General features: G+C 39.7%; 28 protein-coding genes. 16 read left to right on the forward strand and 12 right to left on the reverse strand.

The features are described from left to right. The first annotated feature begins 5 nt into the window (after positions 1 to 5). Positions 6 to 1,277 (forward strand): GTPase HflX, encoded by a 1,272-nt coding sequence (hflX, locus tag G7062_RS04760; protein ID WP_166064789.1) that lies wholly within the window; start codon positions 6 to 8, stop codon positions 1,275 to 1,277. 32 nt (positions 1,278 to 1,309) lie between these two features. On the opposite strand, the gene G7062_RS04765 is transcribed toward hflX, so the two are convergent. Together G7062_RS04765 and G7062_RS04770 are read right to left on the reverse strand one after the other, a co-directional pair. Beyond that, positions 1,310 to 2,095 carry a pseudouridine synthase gene (locus G7062_RS04765; RefSeq protein ID WP_205700153.1) on the reverse strand — a complete coding sequence of 262 codons (786 nt, stop codon included), beginning with the start codon at positions 2,093 to 2,095 and terminating at the stop codon, positions 1,310 to 1,312. After that, positions 2,092 to 3,054, reverse strand: coding sequence for a TIGR01212 family radical SAM protein (locus G7062_RS04770; protein WP_371741488.1), 963 nt, complete (start codon positions 3,052 to 3,054; stop codon positions 2,092 to 2,094). The genes G7062_RS04765 and G7062_RS04770 overlap by 4 nt, the downstream gene beginning before the upstream one ends. A gap of 85 nt (positions 3,055 to 3,139) precedes the next feature. Between G7062_RS04770 and G7062_RS04775 the strand changes: the two genes are divergently transcribed. Genes G7062_RS04775 through G7062_RS04785 form a run of 3 tightly spaced genes read left to right on the forward strand, consistent with a single transcriptional unit; the run spans position 3,140 to position 4,834 of the window. Then, a complete protein-coding gene (locus G7062_RS04775; protein WP_166064790.1) occupies positions 3,140 to 3,676 on the forward strand; it encodes a hypothetical protein in 537 nt (178 codons plus the stop codon). Between the two features lie 12 nt (positions 3,677 to 3,688). Beyond that, the gene (locus G7062_RS04780) at positions 3,689 to 4,384 is read left to right on the forward strand and encodes an MgtC/SapB family protein (RefSeq protein WP_166064791.1); all 696 of its coding nucleotides are present in this window, start codon (positions 3,689 to 3,691) and stop codon (positions 4,382 to 4,384) included. Positions 4,385 to 4,393: 9 nt separating this feature from the next. Further along, complete coding sequence (locus tag G7062_RS04785) at positions 4,394 to 4,834, forward strand: GNAT family N-acetyltransferase (RefSeq protein ID WP_166064792.1); 441 nt, start codon at positions 4,394 to 4,396, stop codon at positions 4,832 to 4,834. Here G7062_RS04785 and G7062_RS04790 read toward each other — a convergent pair. Both G7062_RS04790 and G7062_RS04795 read right to left on the reverse strand, forming a co-directional pair. Continuing rightward, positions 4,831 to 6,744, reverse strand: a complete 1,914-nt coding sequence (locus tag G7062_RS04790; RefSeq protein ID WP_166064793.1) for an alpha-glucosidase — start codon at positions 6,742 to 6,744, stop codon at positions 4,831 to 4,833. The two genes, G7062_RS04785 and G7062_RS04790, sit on opposite strands and share 4 nt — an antisense overlap. Before the next feature lie 66 nt (positions 6,745 to 6,810). Next, a complete protein-coding gene (locus G7062_RS04795; protein ID WP_166064794.1) occupies positions 6,811 to 7,203 on the reverse strand; it encodes a putative immunity protein in 393 nt (130 codons plus the stop codon). Between the two features lie 134 nt (positions 7,204 to 7,337). Here G7062_RS04795 and G7062_RS04800 point away from each other — a divergent pair, with 134 nt between their 5' ends. Next, positions 7,338 to 8,699 (forward strand): FAD-binding oxidoreductase, encoded by a 1,362-nt coding sequence (locus G7062_RS04800; protein WP_166064795.1) that lies wholly within the window; start codon positions 7,338 to 7,340, stop codon positions 8,697 to 8,699. Between the two features lie 35 nt (positions 8,700 to 8,734). Here G7062_RS04800 and G7062_RS04805 read toward each other — a convergent pair whose 3' ends face one another. From G7062_RS04805 to G7062_RS04815, 3 genes are all read right to left on the reverse strand, one after another. Then, positions 8,735 to 9,757 (reverse strand): M42 family metallopeptidase, encoded by a 1,023-nt coding sequence (locus G7062_RS04805; RefSeq protein ID WP_166064796.1) that lies wholly within the window; start codon positions 9,755 to 9,757, stop codon positions 8,735 to 8,737. 78 nt (positions 9,758 to 9,835) lie between these two features. Next, positions 9,836 to 10,246 carry a peptide-methionine (R)-S-oxide reductase MsrB gene (gene msrB / locus G7062_RS04810; protein WP_166064797.1) on the reverse strand — a complete coding sequence of 137 codons (411 nt, stop codon included), beginning with the start codon at positions 10,244 to 10,246 and terminating at the stop codon, positions 9,836 to 9,838. Between the two features lie 12 nt (positions 10,247 to 10,258). After that, positions 10,259 to 10,729 (reverse strand): methylated-DNA--[protein]-cysteine S-methyltransferase, encoded by a 471-nt coding sequence (locus tag G7062_RS04815; RefSeq protein WP_166064798.1) that lies wholly within the window; start codon positions 10,727 to 10,729, stop codon positions 10,259 to 10,261. Positions 10,730 to 10,943: 214 nt separating this feature from the next. Between G7062_RS04815 and G7062_RS04820 the strand changes: the two genes are divergently transcribed. The 4 genes from G7062_RS04820 to G7062_RS04835 all read left to right on the forward strand — a co-directional run bounded on the left by G7062_RS04820 (position 10,944) and on the right by G7062_RS04835 (position 13,516). Continuing rightward, a complete protein-coding gene (locus G7062_RS04820; RefSeq protein ID WP_166064799.1) occupies positions 10,944 to 11,381 on the forward strand; it encodes a DNA starvation/stationary phase protection protein in 438 nt (145 codons plus the stop codon). A 254-nt stretch (positions 11,382 to 11,635) separates the two neighbouring features. After that, positions 11,636 to 12,175 (forward strand): hypothetical protein, encoded by a 540-nt coding sequence (locus G7062_RS04825; RefSeq protein WP_166064800.1) that lies wholly within the window; start codon positions 11,636 to 11,638, stop codon positions 12,173 to 12,175. Positions 12,176 to 12,184: 9 nt separating this feature from the next. Beyond that, positions 12,185 to 12,985: a hypothetical protein gene (locus G7062_RS04830; RefSeq protein WP_166064801.1), complete on the forward strand. Its 801-nt coding sequence runs from the start codon at positions 12,185 to 12,187 to the stop codon at positions 12,983 to 12,985. Between the two features lie 6 nt (positions 12,986 to 12,991). Further along, positions 12,992 to 13,516, forward strand: coding sequence for a signal peptidase I (locus G7062_RS04835; RefSeq protein WP_166064802.1), 525 nt, complete (start codon positions 12,992 to 12,994; stop codon positions 13,514 to 13,516). Between the two features lie 38 nt (positions 13,517 to 13,554). Here the strand turns inward: G7062_RS04835 and G7062_RS04840 are convergent, their stop codons facing one another. Continuing rightward, on the reverse strand, positions 13,555 to 14,430 hold the full coding sequence (locus tag G7062_RS04840) for an RluA family pseudouridine synthase (RefSeq protein WP_166064803.1): 876 nt from the start codon (positions 14,428 to 14,430) through the stop codon (positions 13,555 to 13,557). Positions 14,431 to 14,649: 219 nt separating this feature from the next. Here G7062_RS04840 and G7062_RS04845 point away from each other — a divergent pair, with 219 nt between their 5' ends. From G7062_RS04845 to G7062_RS04865, 5 genes are all read left to right on the forward strand, one after another. Next, the gene (locus G7062_RS04845) at positions 14,650 to 15,315 is read left to right on the forward strand and encodes a MerR family transcriptional regulator (protein WP_166064804.1); all 666 of its coding nucleotides are present in this window, start codon (positions 14,650 to 14,652) and stop codon (positions 15,313 to 15,315) included. Between the two features lie 58 nt (positions 15,316 to 15,373). Beyond that, positions 15,374 to 16,147, forward strand: coding sequence for a phosphotransferase (locus tag G7062_RS04850; protein ID WP_166064805.1), 774 nt, complete (start codon positions 15,374 to 15,376; stop codon positions 16,145 to 16,147). 347 nt (positions 16,148 to 16,494) lie between these two features. Continuing rightward, positions 16,495 to 16,695, forward strand: a complete 201-nt coding sequence (locus G7062_RS04855; protein WP_166064806.1) for a cold-shock protein — start codon at positions 16,495 to 16,497, stop codon at positions 16,693 to 16,695. A gap of 138 nt (positions 16,696 to 16,833) precedes the next feature. Beyond that, on the forward strand, positions 16,834 to 17,592 hold the full coding sequence (locus tag G7062_RS04860; protein ID WP_166064807.1) for a hypothetical protein: 759 nt from the start codon (positions 16,834 to 16,836) through the stop codon (positions 17,590 to 17,592). A 17-nt stretch (positions 17,593 to 17,609) separates the two neighbouring features. After that, entirely contained in the window at positions 17,610 to 18,020 is a 411-nt protein-coding gene (locus G7062_RS04865) for a GNAT family N-acetyltransferase (RefSeq protein ID WP_166064808.1), read from the forward strand. On the opposite strand, the gene G7062_RS04870 is transcribed toward G7062_RS04865, so the two are convergent. Then, entirely contained in the window at positions 18,010 to 18,714 is a 705-nt protein-coding gene (locus G7062_RS04870; RefSeq protein ID WP_166064809.1) for a coenzyme F420-0:L-glutamate ligase, read from the reverse strand. The two genes, G7062_RS04865 and G7062_RS04870, sit on opposite strands and share 11 nt — an antisense overlap. A gap of 115 nt (positions 18,715 to 18,829) precedes the next feature. Between G7062_RS04870 and cls the strand changes: the two genes are divergently transcribed. Next, positions 18,830 to 20,359 carry a cardiolipin synthase gene (cls, locus tag G7062_RS04875; protein WP_166064811.1) on the forward strand — a complete coding sequence of 510 codons (1,530 nt, stop codon included), beginning with the start codon at positions 18,830 to 18,832 and terminating at the stop codon, positions 20,357 to 20,359. Positions 20,360 to 20,370: 11 nt separating this feature from the next. Beyond that, positions 20,371 to 21,231: a patatin family protein gene (locus G7062_RS04880; RefSeq protein ID WP_166064812.1), complete on the forward strand. Its 861-nt coding sequence runs from the start codon at positions 20,371 to 20,373 to the stop codon at positions 21,229 to 21,231. On the opposite strand, the gene G7062_RS04885 is transcribed toward G7062_RS04880, so the two are convergent. The 3 genes from G7062_RS04885 to G7062_RS04895 are packed head-to-tail and all read right to left on the reverse strand — an operon-like array spanning position 21,210 to position 23,039. Continuing rightward, positions 21,210 to 21,869, reverse strand: a complete 660-nt coding sequence (locus G7062_RS04885; RefSeq protein ID WP_166064813.1) for an RluA family pseudouridine synthase — start codon at positions 21,867 to 21,869, stop codon at positions 21,210 to 21,212. The genes G7062_RS04880 and G7062_RS04885 overlap by 22 nt on opposite strands. Continuing rightward, the gene (locus G7062_RS04890; protein ID WP_166064814.1) at positions 21,853 to 22,713 is read right to left on the reverse strand and encodes a class I SAM-dependent methyltransferase; all 861 of its coding nucleotides are present in this window, start codon (positions 22,711 to 22,713) and stop codon (positions 21,853 to 21,855) included. The genes G7062_RS04885 and G7062_RS04890 overlap by 17 nt, the downstream gene beginning before the upstream one ends. Beyond that, entirely contained in the window at positions 22,713 to 23,039 is a 327-nt protein-coding gene (locus G7062_RS04895) for a hypothetical protein (RefSeq protein WP_166064815.1), read from the reverse strand. Before G7062_RS04895 ends, G7062_RS04890 begins: the two co-directional genes overlap by 1 nt. Between the last annotated feature and the right edge of the window lie 44 nt (positions 23,040 to 23,083).

Genomic DNA, 23,083 nt, shown 5'->3' on the forward strand with positions numbered 1-23,083 from the left:
GCACTATGGAAACAACTGAAATTAGACAAGAACGTGTTGTGATTGTGGGTGTTGATTTAGGCCAACGTGATTTTAATATCATCGAGTCGATGAAGGAATTAAGTGAACTGGTGATTGCCGCGGGTGGACTTGTGGTTGGTGAAACAATTCAAAACCGCGAAAAAGTAAACGCAAAAACATATATTGGTAAGGGGAAAGTCGAAGAAGTAGCAACCTTAGTATTGCTCACCGAGGCTGATACCGTTGTTTTTAATGAAGAACTTACGGGATCGCAAATGCGAAATCTTGAAGAAGTCATTCAATGTAAAATCATTGACCGTACTAATTTAATTCTCGATATCTTTGCCAGCAGAGCGACTTCCAAAGAAGGACTCTTGCAAGTAGAACTTGCACAGTTGAAATATCGCTTACCCCGTCTTGTTGGATACAGTACACATCTATCCCGTTTGGGTGGTGGGATTGGAACCAAAGGACCGGGTGAACAAAAACTTGAGTTGGATCGCCGTCATATTTTGAAGGATATTCATCGTATTGAGTCAGAACTCAAGAAACTTGAGGAAAATCGGACATTGAATCGAAAACAGCGCCTCAAATCGCATCTGCCAATCGTATCTCTTGTGGGCTATACCAATGCTGGGAAATCGACAATCATGAATGGGATCCTCAAATTATCCAATGATGACAAATTTGTTTACGCAGAAGACATGCTCTTCGCCACCTTGGATACATCCATGCGCCGTACAAAGTTGAATAATAATCTATCGATTCTTTTAACCGATACCGTAGGGTTTGTTTCGAAATTACCAACGCATTTAATAGCTGCGTTTAAGGGGACACTTGAGGAAATAACGTTCTCAGATTGTATTGTTCATGTTATTGACGCATCAAATCCGCACTTAGATATTCAAGTAAATACGACCAAGAAAATCCTCAGTGATTTAGGTGTCGCAGACATACCGATGGTCACAGTATTTAATAAGATGGATCTCATTGAACATGATGACCTTGCAACCATGAATCAAAACTACAAACAACGGATCTACATTTCAGCAAAAAATCCTGCAGATATTGATTTGCTTCTTGATGTTGTTGAGGATGCATTGGCACCTAAATTTCGAAAAGTAGTCCTGAAGTTGCCGTTTTCAGATATGAATCTGATGGACTATTTCGCAAGTAATTATGATGTTGGAACCATTGAATACGATGAAGAAGGAGCAGTGTTTACCGTTGTGCTAAGCACAAGTGATCTCGAGCGTTTTAAAAAGTATCGAACGTAAAAAAATGTACACTTCATTGTAGTGTACATTTTTTATTGTGCAATGCGATGGTTTATCTCCTGTAATTCAGCAGCAGTTAAGTATCGCCATTCACCGGGTTTTAGATTGTCAATCGTTATATTCATGATGCGTACGCGCTGCAAGGAAACAACTTTGAAACCAAGTGCCTTGGTCATGCGACGAATTTGACGGTTAAGACCTTGCCGTAAAATGATACGGAATGTTTTCGGTCCCAGTGATTCAACTTCACAGGGTTCGGTAACTTGCATCATATGTGCAGCTTGGTTGTATATATTAACCCCATTTGACATTGCGGATGCAAACTCATGATTGAAGGGTTTATCGACCGAGACAATATACTCTTTATCATGCCCGTATTCCTCACGAAGGATCTTATTGACGATGTTGCCATCGTTTGTCATAAGAATAAGTCCGAACGAATCCTTGTCAAGACGACCAATTGGGAAAATCGTATCTTCATAGTTCATGAATTTCACAATATTACTGGAATCTTTTGGATCTGTTGTGCTTGTGATGCCAACGGGTTTATTGAGTGCGATGTAGACAAGATTTTGCACTTTACCAATGATGTTGCCCTCGACGCTCACTGTATCACCAGGAAACACCTGAGTTCCTACTTCGGCTACGACATTATTAATCGTTACCAGGCCATTCTCGACCAGACGATCAGCGCCGCGACGTGATGCGTAGCCGGACTCACTGATGAACTTATTAAGACGTATGGATGATGTTGCCTCGTGTTGAATTATGCCTTGTGGTTGGCTGAGAGCATTGCCTTTTTGAATTGCGTGTTTCATTGTGTTATCTCCCTTTGGTAGTATTTACCTTGCCATGTATTACGTTCAACCATAAGTTTATCAATGTCGTTCAATACGACCGTTTTGCGTCGCGTCCAATCTGGTGCTAAAAGGTCTGCTCCGATACCATCACCAGTCAAGCGAGCAATCACCATATCTTGCGGTAAGCGCTCAATCTGTTGAACTACGATATCGATATACGCTTCACGCGTCAACATTGCAAAGGGATTCTTTTTATACTGATATCCTAATTTTGTATCATTGATAATATGTAACATATGAATCTTGATCATATCGGGTTTGATGCGTGCTACAAAATCTGCGGTTTCAAGCATCATTGCGGGTGTTTCGACAGGGAATCCATTGATAATATGGATACAGGTACGAATGCCCGCTTGTTTGAGTTTCTGAATGCATGATTCGACAGAATCGAGATCGTGCCCACGGTTCATCCACACACCAGTTTCTTTGTGAATGCTTTGGAGTCCGATCTCAATGGTTAAATCTTTCAATTGATTCATTGATTTGAAATAGGCGATTTTATCATCATCCAAGCAGTCACTGCGTGTGGCAATATCGATTCCTACAAAACGATCATCATTAAAGAAAGGCGTGTACAAATCCATAAGTTCTTCAAGGGGTGCATGGGTATTGGTGTAGGCTTGGAAATATGCGATGCGCGCGGCATCAGGCCACTTGTTGAGCATAATCGCTTCACTGTGGTCGATTTGCAACTCAAGATCACGATCTTTAAGAATCATATCGCCAGAACCGCGATCAGAGCAAAAATTACAACCACCACTTCCGCATGTTCCATCACGGTTTGGACAGGTAAAGCCAGCATCAATGCTCACTTTAAATGCCTTTTGTCCATAAGTTACATGGGTGAAATAGTTGTATGTTTGATAACGTTTATTATCAAATGAATAAGGGTAAGGGTTGTTTTTTATCATGTTCATATTTTACCATGTCAAACAAAAACTACAAGGATAAAAGAATCTCATCTTTAAATTTGGTATAATGAGGATAGAAGCGAGGTATGACATGGAATTTCTATTAGGGTTCGTAGTTGCACTGTTAATTATAATCATTTTTAAACTCGTTCAGTGGCGCATGGCAGAGCGACAAATTGAGCGAGATTATGCGTATCAAAGAAAAGCAAACAGCAATAATTCGATTACCATTGCGGCAGAGTTTAATCACATTCCGACCAACGAAACGGTTGATGATGTTGTCGTTAAGATGATTCAAAACAACCAAACAGTTAAGGCCATTAAATACATACGTGAAGAAAAAGGCATGAGTCTTCTTGAAGCCAAAGAATATGTCGACTCTCGTAGTAACTTAGCTGCAAATAATCACAACATGCAACATCATAACGCTGGCGATGAAGATTTGAAAAGCCTCATCCGGAACGGTGAAAAAGTTAAGGCAATAAAACATGTTCACCAAGAAAAAGGCATGAGCCTGACAGCTTCAAAGGCATATGTTGAAAAACTAAGTGTTCAAGACCGTATCGGCAAAAAACAATCATTGTCTACAGTCTTGAGTGATATCAAAGAGAGTCTTTACGACAAATAGGAGGAATGAGTGATGCTTGTTCAAGACGTATTAATACGCCTTGTTTTAGTTAGCATCTTTGCGGGCATTATTGGTTATGAGCGCGAGGTAAATAACTCAAACGCAGGTTTGAAAACACATATGGTCGTTGGGGTTGGTGCAACAATTGTTGCCCTAATCCAACAAGAAATATCAATGCATGCAATTGAGATTGCATTGCAAGATCCTGTCATTGCTGGAGCCATTCGTTCTGATCCAGCCCGTCTGATTGCTCAAGTTGTCAGTGGTATTGGTTTCTTGGGAGCTGGAACAATTATCGTTACAAAACGTAATATATCTGGACTTACAACAGCGGCTTCGATTTGGTCGGTTGCATGTTTGGGATTGGCCCTCGGAATGGGGTACTATGAAATTGCAATTCCAGGGTTTATATTTTTGTTTTTAATTTTATTTATTACCAAGAAAATTGTTAATCTCACTTTTTCAGAAAAACTTCATATCAAGTATGTAGATGGTGAGCAAACCCTAACAGAAATTGAAGATGTATTTACAGCGATGGGGGTTACGTATTCACAGGTAAAATATGAAGTAAACATGTATGGTAGTGAGCGTGTTTACACTAGTGTGTTTGAAGTGCATGGCAGTAGGAAGTTCTCTTTTAGTGATTTCGTAAATACCATGTCTCATAAGAGTACTGTAATCAGTGTTCAAACAACAAATCTAGAATAGAGGTTTAAGATGAGTATACGAAAAGCGGTGGTCAATGATGCACCACGAATTCATGAATTATTAGTACAAATAGCCAATTGGCATCACGAACTGTATCCAGAGTATTTTGACGATGGACGGGCAAAATATACAGTAGGAGAAATTGAATCATTAATTGATGAACTGCATATTGTAATGTTTGTTTATGAGCATGAATCAACAATTGAAGGCTATTGCATTGGTTGGTATGAGGATGATATTTTCTTTGTCGATGATCTTTGTGTCAATGAAGCACTGCGTGGTCAGCGAATTGGTCATCAACTCATGGAACATCTAGAACAAACGGTACACGCCAAAGAAATTCGTTTGAATGTGTGGTTGCGCAATACCGCAGCTGTACGATTTTACGAAAGGGAAGGGTATACACCCTTGAAACAGGTACTCGTAAAAAAAGTAGGCAACACGCATTAGAATGCGCGTCGTCTACTTTTTTCTTTTATCTTAAAGATGTTGATTTCATATGGTTGCATAAGTGTCAGATGGTGGGTGTAATTTGAAAGGATTGGCTGATAGTTTCCTGTTCTTTGGTGACGCTTGATGGCAAGATTTGAAAGGTTGGCCTGAATGAAAAAGGTCTCATTTCCAAGTTTGCGATAATATCCAAGATAGTGTTTCTCCTTAGGGTAAACAAAGGATGTTTCACCATAAATCATGGCATCGTTATCTTTTCGGAGTGCAATTAGCTGACGGTAGAAGCTAAGGATTGAGTGGGGATCGATGGATTGATCTTCGACATTGTATCGAACGCAATCATCATCGGAAAGAATCCACGGTGTATTCTGGGAGAATCCGCCGGTTGCATTCCATTGGACGGGAGTCCGCGCATGATCGCGAGAACCAGCTAAAACAAGGTGGAATGCATCATGGTGACTCATGCCTTGATCAATGAGTTCGTGGTACTTATTGATCGATTCGACATCACGAAGATCATCAAGTGATCGAAACTGTTGGTTTACCATACCAATTTCCTGCCCTTGAAAGATGAATGGAGTCCCCTTAAGTGTCAATTGAATTCCTGCCAGTAGTTTACCCAGGACATCACGAAATAGCGGATTCGGATCGATTTTGGAAATCATGCGCGGGTTGTCGTGATTCTCATAAAAGAGTGACATCCAGTAGTGGTTGCCGTAATTATTTTGGTAATCCATAATGTAAGATTTGTAGTAGTTTAAGTCATAACGATATTCATTAAAGCGAACATGTCCGGGTGTTTCGAGATGGTCAAAGTTGAAAACCATATCCAATTCCTCGCGATAGTCACCCGTTAACAGTTTTGCCATTTCCATACCAATTCCGGGGGTTTCACCCACAGAGAAGGCATTAAAAGGTTTAAAGGCCTCTTGATTGAGTTGATGCAGGTATGTGTGTAATTTCGGTCCATAGAAATATTGCTCAATACCTGTAAATTCCATCATCTCACCAATCAATGTACTGCCATTTGGAAGCACCTCGCGTTTTGAAATGTAATTTATCACATCAAGGCGGAAGCCATCGACGCCCATTTCAAGCCACCATTTTACCATTGTGATGATATCTTGGCGCAAGTTGGAATTATCCCAATTGAGGTCCATTTGTTTTTTTGAAAATAGATGCATTCCCCATAAGTCTTGCTCTGGATAGTAATTCCATGCCGATCCACTGAAAAATGAAGTCCAATTGTTCGGTGGGGTTCCATCGGTGTTTGGACGCAGAAAATAGTAATCACGATAGGGTGAATGAGTATCTTCTAATGCCGACTGAAACCAAGGGTGTTCATCAGAGGTGTGGTTGACAACCAAATCCATGATGATGCGCATATCGCGTTTGTGTACTTCTTCGAGAAGTTTTTTGAAATCGTCAAGAGTACCAAAATCAGCCATGATATCGTGATAGTTGCGGATATCATATCCATTGTCGTCATTTGGAGAATCATAGATAGGAGATAACCAAAGAGCGTCAATGCCAAGAAACTTAAGGTAATCAAGTTTCGCAATAATACCATTAATATCGCCAATACCATCACCGTTACTATCCATAAACGAGCGTGGATAAATTTGATAAAAGACGGCTTCTTTCCACCACTTTCTTTCAACTGCAATCACATCATTTCGTGGCTCAAGATGCTCAGTATTAAGAAGTTCGAGTGCTTTTATAAAGAAATCGTCATCAACATTCTTACCGCCAATTTTTTTGAGCGTATTCAGTTTCATATTACCAACTACGGGGTTTTGAACTAGAGTTCTGGGTAATCCAAGTTGTAGCAGGACCTTATTGATGACATCTTTTCCAATCGGGCTTGCTAAAACATCTTTGACTTTACTGTCTAATGTAAATGTATTCATATGCCACCTGCCTTCATTAAATTATACCATAGAGGTAAAAAGAAAAAGCCATGAGTATGACTTTCCTTAGATAAACTTGAATGCACGATTCATTTGCCATCGTTTCTCTTCGATCAATTGTGTTTCATCGGTGATGGCTTTCAGAGCGTATGTTGCTGCATGAATTGCGTGATCCTTAACGTGGACCGTTGCAGCTGCATGGCCCACGCTACGAGCGACCTTTATGGAAGGTGCATCCGGGGCATCTCGGGCTATGGCGTGTGCTTTAAAAGCGAGCTGGCGCGCTTCAGGAACAGATAAGTTGCCATCGAGCCAAAGTAAGGCACTGTCAAGTATTTCTTTTAAGTCATCGAGCTGAGTGCCGTGATAGTAACAGAGTACATTTTCAGAACAAGAAACGGCCCACCGTAATGCTTCTTGATGGGATAAACTTTGAATTGTTTTTTCGATTTCTTTCATCTTATCACCTCTTAGGAGTATTATACAGAAACATTCTTTTAACGTGTGTTAAATATTCTTGAAATGTTCGGTCATATTCTCACACAATGATAGCGCACTCACTTATAATATCTGTGTACTTGGAGGTTAGTGAAATGACACTTAACGAAGTAATTAAGGATAAAAGCCGAATTTATACGGGTGACAATGTCCCCCATGATTATTTATACGATGAATATGTAGGAACCGCTCCATCTGTACATGCGGTTGTCTTACCCATCAATCATGATGAGGTCGTTGCCGCAGTAAAGTATGCCAACGATCATGATTTAAAAATCATCGCTCGTGGAGCAGGAACTGGGCTGTCTGGTGCTACAGCACCCCAGTTCAATGAACTCATCATTGATTTGTCATTGATGAATCGTATTCATGGACTTGATGAAAAAACAATGACATTAACAGTTGAGCCAGGTGTCTTGCTACATGAAATTCAAGAATATGTCGAGAGCCGACGTTTCTTCTATCCACCCGATCCAGGGTCTAAAAATTCATCGATTGGTGGGAATGTTGCGACCAATGCCGGAGGTATGCGTGCTGTAAAATATGGTGTCACGCGTAACTATGTAAAAGAAATGACGGTTGTTCTTGCGACTGGTGAAACGATGGTCTTGGGGAGTTTGAATGTTAAATCAAGCTCAGGTTATGATTTGAAAGACTTGTTTATTGGGTCAGAAGGAACCTTGGGAATCACGACACTGATTCGATTGAAAGTTATTCCATTGCCAATGCACAAATTATCATACGTGCTCGCATTTGAAGATTTGCAAGAAGCAACACGAACCGTTGCTGCCATCTTACAAGAGGGGATTGACCCAACATCACTTGAGTTTTTCGAACGTGAAATGATTGAGATTAGTGTAAAAGAAACAGGAATTGCGTTTCCAACTGAAAAAGGAAAATCATTCTTACTTATGACAATTGATGGTGATAGTATGGACCATATTTACGCACGTGGTGCACGTTTGGAAACGGTTGCCAATGCGCACGGCGTGGTTGATTTTCTAACGCTTGAGTCAGCACAACTTGAATCTGATGTTTGGAAACTGCGAGACAGTCTGCTCAGTGCTGTTGTAAATTATACGGAGCAAGTGACAATGGATGAGACTGTGCCTATCAATCATGTTGCAACGCTTTACGCGTATACAAAAGATCTCGAAGCAGAGTATGGTGTTCAACTGATGAGTTTTGGCCATGCGGGAGATGGAAATCTTCACACATGTGTCATGCGTGGTAATCTGGACCAAGCAACGTGGGATGAAAAACGCCATCTTATATTGGATAAACTCTATGCAAAAATTGCTGAACTTGGCGGACTTCCGTCGGCAGAACATGGTATTGGTTTAATAAAGAAACCATATTTCGAAGCCATGACAGCACCCGTCAACCTGGAAGCGATGCGTGCTATCAAAAATGCCTTCGATCCACACCATCGTTTAAATCCAAATAAAGTACTTTAAAACAAAACCCCGTTGGAAATGAAACGGGGTTTTGTTTATTTTAGATATGCGATACCAAGATTTACAGTTGCCTCAATTGCTTCAATGTGTGTACGCTCGAAACTGTGTGATGCGTCAACACCGGGGCCGATGAGACCAACACGAATATCATGCCCTGCTCGCAATGCTGCAGAACCATCGGATCCGTAAAATGGATAAATATCGATTTTATAGTTAATGTTATTATCTTTTGCAAGTTTAACCAAGCGCTTCTTGAGTTCATAGTCATAGGGACCAGAACTATCTTTGGCACAGATTGTTACAGAGAACTCATCCGATGTTTGTCCGGAACCCGGAGCAGCCATATCCACGGCAATGAATTCAACGGTCTTTTCAGGAATTGCTGCAGATGCGCCATGGCCAACTTCCTCGTAATTTGAAATAAAGAAGTTTGTTGTATGTGAAGGTTTGACGTTGTTATTGACAAAGTACTCTGCCATTCCGAACAATGAAACAATGCAGGCTTTATCATCAAGATGGCGGGATTTGATAAATCCTGAATCTGTTACAACGGTGCGTGGATCGAGGTGGACAAAATCTCCGACATTGATTCCAAGCTTCTGAACATCCTTTGCATTGCTGACGCGTTGGTCAATACGAACACGGAGGGTTGCTTCATTGCGTTCAGTACTGTTGGTTTTGCCACCATGAACATGCGATGAAGCAACAATCGTAATAATTGTTCCAGAGTAGAATGTACCATCCATTGTTTCAATAGATACGTGCTCTCCTTCAATGGTTGTCCAAGCATAACCACCAATTTGTGTAAGCTTCAGCATTCCATCAGCAGTTATTTCTTTAACTTGACAGCCTAAGGTGTCAACGTGAGCGGATAAAGTATATTCTTCAGAAGTATTCTCTCCCTCAAGCGTCGCAATCAATGCACCTTTGTTGGTGCGACGTGTTGCAAGTCCAAGCTCCTTAAAGCGTGTTTCGACAAAGTCTACAGCGAGCCCTGAGTGTCCCGTTGGACTCTTAATATTTAAAAGTGTTTCCAAATCATTGATTAAATGTTTCATCGTATTCTCCTTCTCTTGATAATATTATAGTCCGTAATATATAAAATCACAAACACAAAAAAGAAGGCAATAAGCCTTCTAAACAAACTTCAAATACTCACCGTAACCCGCTGCTTCCATTTCCTCTTTAGGAATAAAGCGAAGGGCCGCAGAATTGATGCAGTAGCGTAAACCGCCTTCGTCACGAGGGCCATCATTGAATACATGGCCCAAATGGGAGTTAGCATCCACTGAGCGCACCTCAATGCGGTGCATGTTGTGAGAGACGTCTTCAATTTCTGTTACATTATTAATTGGTTTTGTGAAAGATGGCCAGCCGCAACCTGCGTCGTATTTATCTTTCGAAGAGAAGAGTGCCTCACCGCTGACAATATCAACATAGATTCCTTTATCATAGAAATCATCGTACTCGCCGGTGAAAGGGCGCTCTGTAGCATTGTTTTGTGTAACCTCATACTGAATGTCTGTTAATGTGTCTTTTAAATCCATAGCGTACCTCCACTAATGTGTTATTGATTCGTGATTGAGTAGTGTTGACTTCATTGCGAGACCGCCTCGGAATCCATGGAGTTTGCCATCTTTTCCAAGCACACGGTGACAAGGCGTTATAATCATAATTGGGTTTTTACCAATTGCACTTGCTACAGCTCTCACTTTTTTCTTGTCGCCTAATTTTTCCGCAACATCACTGTATGTAACGGCAGTTCCAAATGGGATGCTATTGAGAATGTTCCACACAGACTCTTGGAAGGCAGTTCCTTTTGGTTGCAAGTCCAAGGTGAATGCCTTGCGTTTTCCATCAAAATACTCAGTTAATTGTTCGCACTCGATTTGAAACGCGTCGGAAGAAACAAGGGCATTGGGGAACATAGTATGCATTTCATCAATGTCATTGCCTAAATAGCACAGCGCGTCGCCATCTTTTACCAAATAGAGTATCAGATCACCATGTTTAAACTCTGTATATTTCATATGCTCACCTCTGAGGATATTATAGCATAATCACGAACTGTAAAACCTTTTATTAGACTCTGTAACGGGAGGTCTTTTTTATTGAAACACAGTGTTTGAGATCAACGCAATGCATACGTTTTCGGTTTATAAATGTAGTTTCACTACTTTGTCACACAGTAATATACTATTGTCACACAGAAGGAGTATAATATAAGTACAAGGAGGCAATGATATGAATAATCTATATGAAGCTTTGAATACATTCCTAGCGGACCAAGTAGTTGTAGGAATGAAAATACACAATATCCACTGGTTTATGAAGGGACAAGGATTCTTCCCAATGCACAAACAAATGGACGAATTTTATGAAGAGGCTGAAGAACGTATTGACACAGTCGCAGAACGTTTATTAGTTATTGGTGACAAGCCTTTAGGAAGTCTAAAAGCAATTTTGGACCGAACAACAATTGAAGAGTTAGGGGAACATGAAATTACCGCATTTGATGGGGTATCGAAATTAATCGTTGATTTCGAGTCATTGAATAACCTAGCACTTCATATTATTAAACTTGCTGAAGAGGACAACGATCCAGGTACAGCCGATCACTTCACATCGATTTCTCAAGATTTGGGAAAATCATTGTGGATGATGAAATCGTATATCAAATAATGTAAGACCGGATATCCGGTCTTTTTTGTTGGTACAAATTTGAAATTTCTTTGTGAAAAATGGTGTCAATTTACCTAAAAAATTATCATTTTCACAAGTTTTAATACATTTTACACGCTAACTTTCCTGATATTTAAGAATCAAGTAGTATTCCCTCATATTTTGTGATAGAACTCGCAAACATAAATGTTGCAAATAACAACCTACGGTGGTAATATTGGTCAGTACGAAATTTTTGAGGGAGAATTTAGAAGATGAAGAATTCAAAAAAAGTTAGTTTAGTCGTGCTAGTATTGCTTGCATTTCTACTAACAGGTTTTACTTGGTCGTACTGGAGTGCAGGAAATGTCGAGACTGCAACTTATAACTTGGATGCTAACACAATTGTGTTGGGTGCATCAAAGGGACAATCTGTTGCAACATCAGTTGTAACTGCAAAGATTGACTCAACAACACCACTTGTACCTGCAGGTCGTGCAATCTACTCAAAGGATGGAAGTCAGGAATCCGTCACGATGTCACATAAAGTAAAATGGGACACAAAAAACTTAGCACAAGGAGTTAAAGGTACCTTGACTGTTAAGATAGTAGAAATCAAAATTGATGACAAGTTAGAAAATGCAAATCTTGTTGTGCCAAATGTTAGAGAACAAGTACTTGCAATCGATGGTGATGGCAGTGTTGACTTTAACTTTGCATTTACACTTACAGAACCAAGTTCAAAAGCAGTGTATGACGCAATTGCTGGTAAGAAAATCACTTACAAACTTGAACTAACAGTAAAACCAAACTAGTAACACACAATGCGGAAGATTATTGTACTCTTCGCATTACTTGTGTTAGGGCTTCTCTTAACTTCGATTACATACAGTTACTGGGAAGAAACCAAAGCAGGTGATGCAAGTAGCATTGTGAGTGAGAACACAATAAAGATTGGATATTACGAGGTAAAGGCGTCGCATCCAATCGGTGCTGAAGATTATAATCCAAGTACGCAATACTTGAGAAACGCTATTGTGTTCCACAATGATGAATATTATGTCCGTTTTTTAGATAACAGTTGGCAAAAGGTTACTCCAGATGATCCCAATGTTGGACCATGGAATAACCCATTCCACATTTACACGAATCGTTACATCTACGGTATGCGATATTTTGATAATGACCTTGTCATTATGAACGATGTCATTTACTTTGCTGAAAACGGAGGTGCATCCAATATAACACCTGAGCAATCAGACGGTTACAATGGATGGAAAAAGAAAGGCACCACTGCTGAGCTTTCGTGGAAAAACAACACAGTCTATAAACAAGGCAGTGTTGTCTATTATAACGACAATATTTATGTTGCTAATAAAGATATGAGTGCTCAAGGATCGGTAGAACCTGGAACTGGCTATGGATGGAATTTGAAGAATCGCCTGCATGCAGATGCCTATTCAATTTACACCAAGCATCCAAATATGCCTATCATCGTAGCAGCTAATGACGAACAAGGAATTGATCGTCTGTATTTACTTAAAGGAGAGACGAATGTGGTCAATGGTGTAATTTATGCGCCGGGAACAAACAATCAAGTTTGGTCTGCATACCCATTCAAATAAGGGATTATGCGTAAAGGTAGAGATATTGGGTCGGTAGTGTTTTTCACAGTTGTGGGAATTATTGCATTATTTATTGGTGCGATGATGTTTTTTCCTCAACAGATGTCGCACTTCTTCCACTTTCGCCATTATGTTGTAATCAGTAACAGTATGGAACCGGTGATCAACGTTAACGATGCTGTTATTGTCCAAAAAGTCGAACCGAGCTCACTTAATGTGGGTGATATTATTACCTTTAAGATGAACATTGATGAAGACGAAGACGAAGAGTATGTAACACATTATATTGCTGAGATAGAAAATGACAAATTTCGTACAAAACCAAATATCAGCAATTCATGGGACAGATGGATAGTACCGTCCGAAAAAATAGAAGGAAAAGTCGTTTTGGTCATTCCTAAAATTGGCGCTCTTCTTATTCTAATGTATAACAATGCCGTACCATTGCTCCTTGTAGCAAATGCGTTGGTAATTATTACGATCATTCGTGTTTATTTTGATAAAGACGAAAAGGAAGCAGATGAATCATAACTGCTTCCTTTTTATATGCAAAAACAGCCCGGAGGCTGTTAAATGTCTTCTTCTTGCTTTTGTGTAACTTTTGTAAGGCGTTTGAATTTTGGAGGAAGCGGTGAAACAAAGTCCATTACTTTATGTGTTTTTGGATTCTTAATGGTTAAACGGTATGCATGCAAACCCATACGCTTGATGGGGTTGGTTTTGGCATCGTATTTGCGATCTCCGATAATGGGATGGCCAATATCATTCATATGAACCCGAATTTGGTTCTTACGTCCGGTATCCAAATTTACTTTGAGTACAGAAAGGTTTTCTGTTTTCTTAATAACTTTATAGTGGGTAATTGCTTCTTGCCCTGTTGTTGTTGAATACATGTGCGTTGTTTTGTTTTCACGAAGGAATGAACGTATTGTGTCCTCGTCTTTAACGACCTTTCCTTCAACAATTGCAACATAAGTTCTATCGAGTACCAAATTATTCCAATCGTCTTGGTATGCCTTCTTAACAGCCTCGCTCTTGGCGAACATGAGAACCCCAGAAGTGTCTTGATCCAAGCGGTGTACAATGAAAATTCGCTTCTTGGAGTCTTGAGTCTTGATATAGTCACTTGCCAAACGGTATGCAGTAAGCTCTTCATTTTTATTTGTAGCGACTGTCAGTAGTTTATAGGGCTTATCAATAACTAAAATGTCACGGTCTTCATAGATAATTGTGAGCGGCGTATCACGTTGTTGATTGTGCGATACAATGGTAATGGTTTGTCCTGCATGCACTTGATCATCAAACTGAGTTGTCACCTCATTATCGATTGAGATACATTCATGTTTGAGTAATGATTTAATTTTTGAACGACTGTAAGGAAGGTCAGCGTTGAGCACGACGTTCAGAACTTCATCGTCTTTTTGTACGGTTATTGTATGTTTCATATTCATACCTCATTTCAACTACATATTATGACAGAAAACATGCTTAAATGGTAGCGAAATGTTAGTGTATCGTCTCAGTGCTTTAAGAATTGTCTTGAATATGAATCAACTAAGCATCAACGCAATCGATATCTTTGTTACAATATTTACAAGAATAACACAGAAAGTCTTGACTCTCCCCTTTGGGGAGGGATGAAAATAAGAGGGAAAGGAGGAAATATGAATTCATTATATACGGTGAGTCAAGTAGCGAAGGAGACAGGTGTGACAATTAAGACACTTCACCACTACCAAACAATTAAATTACTCCTGCCGTCGAAAATCGGTGAAAATGGATACCGTTACTATTCTGAGGCAGACATTAAGCTTCTTCAAGAAATCCTTTTGTATCGAACGATGGGGTTTTCACTTCATGACATTAATGGTCTGCTTTCGACCGAAGGATATTCAACACGAATCCAAAGACTTGAACACCAGTTAACAATACTTAATGCATCGATTGAAAAGACGCAGGGAATGATTAAAACTATAAATGCTTCGCTTTTAGCAGAAAGGAAGGAACAAAATATGAAACACCAAGAAATGTTTGAACATGTCGATAAGCAAGATGACTCTATTTACAGAACGATGCAAAATATAACCATTCTATTAAGCAAACCCTTTACGCTAGTATTCTTTGTTTTAGGGATTGCAATGACAATTGCTTATGCAAGAGCGCTCATTATCGACACGCCAATTTTTGGCGCAGGAACAGAAGGCAATATCGTCAGTGTAATTTTTCTAATACTTGGAATTAGTTGTAGTATAGTTTCTGGCTATAACCTTTTCTTTGTAAAAACAAAAGACATGCTCAATACGCTCAACCAAAAATATAGAGTAAAATGAATGACGAGGACACGTCTGTGACCCTCATTATCGAAAACTGGAGGACAAAACTAAAACTATGAAGAATTCTAAAGTCCAATTACAGGGTGGGAATATTTCCAGCGTATTTCGCGATGCGGATACAGTCATTCGAACAAGAAAAAAAGAAACACCCACGATCCATCGTTTTCTAAATCATCTTCAATCCAAAGGATTCACAGCTTCCCCGCGAGTTATCGCGCTTGAAGCGGAAACTGAGATTCTTAGTTATATGGATGGCGATATCTTAAAGGACTACCCACATGCATTTACGATTGAGCAAAGAATAGCCATCGTGAAATCTGTTGCAACATTGCTTCGAGAATTTCATGATAAAGGGCAGGATTTTGAAGTCATGCCTTCTGATTCTTTTTTTCTAAGATACGAAGGTCCCAAAGATGACTGTGTAATGTGTCACAATGACATAGCACCCTATAATATGACATTTAAGGGAACAAGTGCACATGGCATTTTTGATTTTGACACAATATGCCCTGCCCCTCGAAAGTGGGATATCGCTTACGCTGTATATCGTTTCGCTTCACTTGGGAACGAGTATCTCGCGATTTATAACAGCAAAGAACACGAAAATCGTATTCACCTTGTGAAGGTGTTTTGTGATGCGTATGGTTGGGAAGCACAGGGAATTATCAAAGATGTTTGTGCGCGTCTGCAGGCACTTGTTGATTTGTTTGATAGGGAAGTTGAGAGGAACACCCAGGCATTTATAGATATGAAAAAGGCGGGTCATCAAGATTTCTATAAAAAAGAGATTGTCTTCCTAAAATCTGCATACAAAAATGACTTTATTTAAGTTTATCAAGACCGGCTCACAACCATCACAAAAAACTAACGAAAACCATAGGGATTGTTGAAAAAGTTTCAGGTTTACTGCAAGCATTATCATCGTGTGGGGAGTGACTTTAAACGTATTTTATTAATTCCAATTCCTCTCAAATACCTTAACTTTACAAAAATCAATGAAAACGCTTAGATAATCGGCAAAAAGGTTTGACACAGGAAGTATTAGGTGATAATATTCAATTGTAATAAGAATGTTTATGATTTTATATCGTATCAACTCAATGTGTCTTATAAACTGAAGTAATGAGGTTTGCAATTTACGTTTGAGTACATCTTATTCTGATAGGAGGTACTAGCATGAGTACAGGTAAAGTGAAATTCTTTAACGCTGAAAAAGGTTACGGATTCATTACTATCGATGGTGGGCAAGATGTGTTTGTTCATTTTTCAGCAATCGAAGCAGAAGGCTACAAGTCATTAGATGAAGGACAAGAAGTCAGCTTTGAAGTTGTTGAAGGTCCACGCGGTGAGCAAGCAGCAAACGTTAGAGCTATCTAATTATGATGCTAAAAACAGTGATTCAATCACTGTTTTTTTTATGCAAGCATTGCGATAATCTTCGTCCCAACACATAGCAATGTACTTAGATATAGTCTATAATAGTCTCAGAGTTTAGTCGAAATTTGGAGGAGTATTATGATTTCAACATTAAAATTTATCGCTATTGGAGTGAGTTTACTCATAGTATTGGCTTTACCGATTGTCAGTTATATGAAGTTTCGAAAAGATAAGTCAATGTTCAAGGCAGTATTGTTTGGCTTGTTGGTTTATTTTGCTATGAATATTCTTTATGGTGTCATGCAATCAACAATTGCCAATCCCCAAACAATGGAAAATCCAATTATGGTCGGAGCGACATATGGCATATTTATGTCTGTTGGTTTTGTTTTAGCAGCCCTTGCGGTTTTATCGTTTGTTATAAAACGAAATGAAGTGAGTTATAAATTCCCAGCAATGATGGCTTTAGGGTTTATGCTCTTATTCTTTGTTTCCAGTATTTCGGCACTCATGAATCAATTTATGTTTGGTTTTGCTATAAATAGCGGCTCAACTGCGTCGGCAGTAAATCCAAGTGCAACACCTGAACAAGTTCAAGCGTTTATTGATTCACTCGTCAACGCGCCATTGATTTTCTTTATCAACAGTGCCCTAACACGCGTGTTTGAATATGCAGTCTATATGATGAGTTTTATCTTAGTGTTCCGAGGAATCAAAGAGAATTCATTTGTTAAAACAATCCTCCCTGCAGTGTTGGCAATATTCTTGCTTTATGCGATACCGGGTCTGTTGAATAGTCTTCCATTTGGAATTTATTTAGCGATGATTGCGCAAGGTCTCATTGCAGGTGCAAGTGGCTATTTTGTTTATAACTATTTAAAAGGCGAAAAAGCATAATACATTGAGGTGATTTCATGAAACTGAAATTAGTAGATATAACAGATGAGTTTGATCACAACGGAGTGGAAACACTTTTGTTCGATATTTTTGTCCCGGAAATGGATCGGTATGTAGGTCGTTGCGAATACCGAAATGAATCGGGGCGAGACTTAAGATTTTATGGCAACATAGGGTATGTGATTTATCCACCCTATCGTGGTCATGGCATTGCCTATCATGCGTGTCTGGATCTTTTCTCAATTCTGAAAGAAACAAAAAAGGGAATGCATGAAGTAATTTTGACATGCAATCCTGATAATATACCTTCACAAAAAACAATTGCGAAGCTAGGTGGTCAATACATCGAAACTGTAGTTATCGATGCGGACCATGAGCTTCGCACATTTGGTGAAACGATGAAAGAAATCTATACAATTAAACTGTAACTTTGCGGATAATTCCAATAGGGGTCGATTGTGACTTTTGACCTAGGGGGTTATCCTTTAATATTTTAACCATCAAATCAAGGTTAACACTTGGACTGCTTGAACCTAGGATGTTACCACCAAGATCGTTGATATCGACAACAATCACCTCGATGTCTTGATCAAATTTCGCTTTAAGTTCTTTAGCGACTTCATTTGGACGTTCTGGTCCGAGTACAACATATTCGTTATATGGTGGAATTGTGTGGGGTGTTGGACCGTCAATAGAGCGGGCTTTATAACCGGCAACGCGGTAAAAATCCCCTTTACGTCCAAAGATTTTTGAAACTGCGGCAACACCAGCGGCAAAGATGATGCGTGGTGTACCACATTCACGCAGTGCCATTTCCATTGTTTCAGGCATTCCGAGACCAATACCATGTGGGGTCTTGGTTACATAGTTTGACAGTGTGTAAGCAAGTTTGCGTGGTTTGACCTCCTTGATTGGATAGGCACGCCCTTGAGTAATTGCGACGATTTTCTCTGTGACAAACAAGATGTCGCCATCTTGAAGGTACTCCGTAGCAGCATCTTTAATGACAGTCTCGAGGATGTCGTTTGGCATTACAAGCTTTGTTTTAATCGGTAAACGTTGGAATGTTTCATTATTTATTGTTACATTAAGTTCTTTATTTTCGTTTGGTTTCATTGTCATAAGTATAAGGTTCCCTTCTTATTCCTATATCATAGCGATACAGGCGTTCATAATCAAGAGATAACTTGCAATAACAATTATGAATCAAGTATAATTTATTTAGAAAAGAGAAACGATGAAAACACTATTACGCTTATTTACCAATAAAATCTTTGTAGTCGGTCTGTTAGTTGTGACAGAATTTTTTTTGTTGCTTGCATTGGTATGGAATTTATCCATTAACTATGCGGTAATTTATGGTGTTTTAATGTTTTTGGCAATCTTGTTGATTATCTACATTATCAACCGTAATGACAATCCAGTTTACCGTCTTGCGTGGACAATCATTATCTTAGTTTTTCCACCTATTGGTGCAGTTTTATATCTTGTATTTGGAGGGAAACAAGTTCCGAAGAAACTTCGAGAACGGATAACGGATGCTTACTCTAATGAGTCATTTTTGGATATCGATTATTTTCAAACACTTGAAGAAGCAGGAGAAAAGCGCCCCCATTGGAATCGGATGTTGCGCTATGTCATGAATACGTCCCATTATCCTGTTTTACAGAACACCAAAAGCACATATCTTGCGTCGGGTGAAGTGAAATTTGAAGTCATGAAAGAGCAGTTACGACAAGCTAAAAAGTTTATTTTCCTTGAGTACTTTATCATCAAAGATGGCGTTATGTGGCAAGGTGTTTTAGACATTTTGCGTGAGAAGGTCAAAGAGGGTGTTGATGTTCGTTTACTTTACGATGATTGGGGTTGTGCATTGTTCGCAGATTTGCAAGAACAATGTGACGAAGCGGGAATTCGCGCGATTTCATTCAATCCACTTGTCGCACGACTCGCAATACAAATGAACAATCGAAATCACCGTAAAATTTGTATCGTCGATGGTCGTAGTGGCATTGTTGGTGGTATGAACCTTGCTGATGAGTATATAAATATTGGCAGCAAGTTTGGTCATTGGAAAGATACTGCGGTCATGATTGAAGGCGATGGTGTCCATTCCCTTACAATGATGTTCCTTCAGTTCTGGCGTTATTATACTGAACGCATTGAAGACCCCATTAATTTCAAATATGACTTCAATCATGCTCATGATCAGGAGACAGGATATGTGTTGCCATTTTCAGATGCTCCGACCGATAATGTCGACATGGGATTGGATGCACATATGTTTATGATAAATAACGCTCAACATTATGTTTATATTCAAACACCGTATTTAATTATTGGGTATGAGTTGATTACTGCTCTTAAAATGGCGGCACGTTCGGGTGTTGATGTACGGATTGTTGTTCCGCATATTCCCGATAAGAAAATTGTGAACCAAGTTACGAAATCAAACTATCAAGAATTACTGGAAAATGGTGTTCGTATTTATGAATATGAGCCAGGGTTTGTACATTCGAAAACTGTGGTTGTAGATGATGAAATTGCCATGGTAGGTACAACCAACATGGATTATCGCAGTTACTACTTGCACTATGAATGTAGTATCCTGTTCCTTAACAATGATGTTGTGCATCAATGTTACCTGGATTCAATGGACACGATTGAAAATAAAAGTATTGAAATCAGCTTAGAAGACGCATTAGCGGTACCGGCTCCCGTGCGATTGTTCCGTTCAATTGTACGCGTATTTAGCGGTTTGATGTAGAGGAGATAGTTATGGATAAAATTGGATTAGTTTTAGAAGGCGGCGGCATGCGTGGTGCGTATACTGCAGGTGTCTTACATTGGTTGTTAGAAAATGACTTACATTTTGACTATGTGGTTGGAATTTCATCAGGAGCATTGTACGCAGGTATGTATGTTCTCAATAAACCAGATGCTCTTGAAGATGCGTCGATTCGTGTTGCGGCCGATCCCCGAAATATTGGGTTAAAGGCAATTCTTAATGAGCGTACAATTGTTGGGTACGAATATTTGTACCGTGAAATTTCCGAAGAAATGGATTATCCCATGACGAAAATGGATACCATTCCCGGTGATATCGAAGTTGGTGTTTATGATATTGAAGGTGAAAAGACCGTGTGGAAAAATAAATACGATATTGCTGAAAATCCCCGGTATATTCAAGCTGCATGTACGCTTCCAATTGTTGGAAAACGTGTTCGCATTGATGGTAGGGACTATATGGATGGCGGTATAACCACCATGATTCCTGTGGAACGAAGCATTGCTGCTGGTTGTGCAAAACACATGATTGTAACGACAAAATCTAAAGATTATGTTCGTAAGCCACAAGGTGCTTTCACAGGCACACTTCTTAAACTTGTTTATCGTAAATTTCCAAAGTTAGTTGCCGACTTCTCAAATCGCGTTAACGTATATTACAAAGAACGCAAACTCATTGACGAACTCGTTGATGACGGAAAAGCGCTCTACATGTACCCAAGTAAGGAACTTGGTGTAGGGCGCTTCAAGGGTTCTACAGAACAATTTACGGAACTGTTTGCAATTGCACATCAAGATTGTGATGCGCGTCGTGATGAAATTGTTTCATTCTATCGTAGTGTAAAAGGATAAGTATCGGGCGTATGACTGTTAAAGGTCATGCGCTCTTTTGTTGTTGGGTGTTCAAATGTCAATGCAGTAGCCCATAATGCAATTTGCTGGCCTGGCTTCGATGTTGTGTTGTAGCGCGCATCACCCCATAATGCATGATTGCGAGATGCGAATTGGACGCGAATTTGGTGAGAACGCCCTGTAATGAGCTTGATTGTGACCCGTGATAGATTCTCATTTGGATAAAATTGTGCATCAAGGATGTGCAGTTCAGCATGTTTGGCATCGGGGAAATCCTTTGCAACAGTCCGAGACATATTTGTCTTTTTATTTTTCACCATATAGTCATGATAACGGGCAACTTCAACATATCCTGTCGCAATTGCAGTGTAGGTTTTATCGAGCTTCCGGGTTCGAACTTGATCGCTCAGACGGCTCGCTGCCTTCGATGTCTTTGCAAACACCATAACACCACCAACAGGTCGGTCAAGGCGGTGTACAAGCCCTACAAAAACATTACCTGGTTTCTCATATGTCACACGAATATATTCGCGGACTTCACTGAGTAAGTCCAAATCACCCGAGCTATCTTCTTGCGTCGGTTGGTTGGGCTTTTTTTCAACAACGATAATGTGATTATCCTCAAAATAAATCTTCACGATAGCACCACCTTGTTGTTACACCACAGTTTAGTTTTTGTTGCATCGTAGTGATGGGCAAACCAATCTCTTCACTGTGAATGTGTGCAGGAAAACCTGTATTGTTTAATGCATTTTGTAATGTAAAATGAACCCGCTTTGGTTCAAGATTTGTTGTGTAGGTATTGATGACCATAAAGAGTGCTTCGGGGTCAAGTATCGCCAATGCAGCTTCCATAAGCGGTTGAAGTTGGTTCTCAATTTTCCAACGTTCCCCCTTGGGGCCACGGCCGTAACTGGGCGGATCCATAATAATGCCATGATACGTACGACCACGTCGTTTCTCACGTTCTAAAAACTTCATGACATCTTCAGTGATGGTGCGAATTTTCTTGTCACCTAAATCATTCAATGCGACGTTTTCTTGTGCCCACTCATTTAAAGATTTTAACGCATCGATATGAACGACTTCTTCGACATTATCCTCCATTGCACAAGCAATCGTCGCACCCCCTGTGTATCCAAATAAGTTAAGAATACGTAAAGGTTTCTCGCTTGTTTGAATAACGGTACGCATCCAATCCCAGTTTACAGCCTGCTCAGGAAAGATTCCTGTGTGTTTAAACGTGGTTGGGCGGACAAGAAATGATAAATCTTTGTAGCGAATAGTCCAATCGGTTGGAAGCTTCTTATAGAATCTCCAAGTTTCATTGAATGCAGCATCAACGTGCATTTGTGGTGCCATCGGAGCCCATGTTGCCACCGGCTCTGGGCGTTTCAGTGTAATATCATTGTAGCGTTCAATCTTGGTTCCGTTTCCGGCATCGATGACTTCAAAGTCACGCCAGTCATTTGTAAATCTCATCAGTTTTCCTCGGTATCTAAGAGTTGTTGGTGTGTTTGTTGGGGTTCGTAGGATGTTTGGTAATATGCGCAATCGTCGTGAATATATAAGTCATACGACGTGTCTACGTGATAGTCTCCCACCATGACAGTGGTGTTTCCTTTTCTGAATTGAACGGAATCCGTTTGAAATCCATAGTTAATTAAAGTTTCAGAAAGCATGGGTGTTTGGTCCATTGGTATGTAAAGGGCACTAGTATTGCCGCCATCATACGATAAAACGGGAATCACCATGTAAGCTTCATTCAAAAACTGAGTAATTGCGATAAAATCTGGAAAGTTTTCCATACGAACCTCACTCTCTTGGATACTATTATAAAGTATCACTGCAT

The organism is Erysipelothrix sp. HDW6C, assembly GCF_011299615.1.
Lineage (GTDB): Bacteria > Bacillota_I > Bacilli_A > Erysipelotrichales > Erysipelotrichaceae > Erysipelothrix.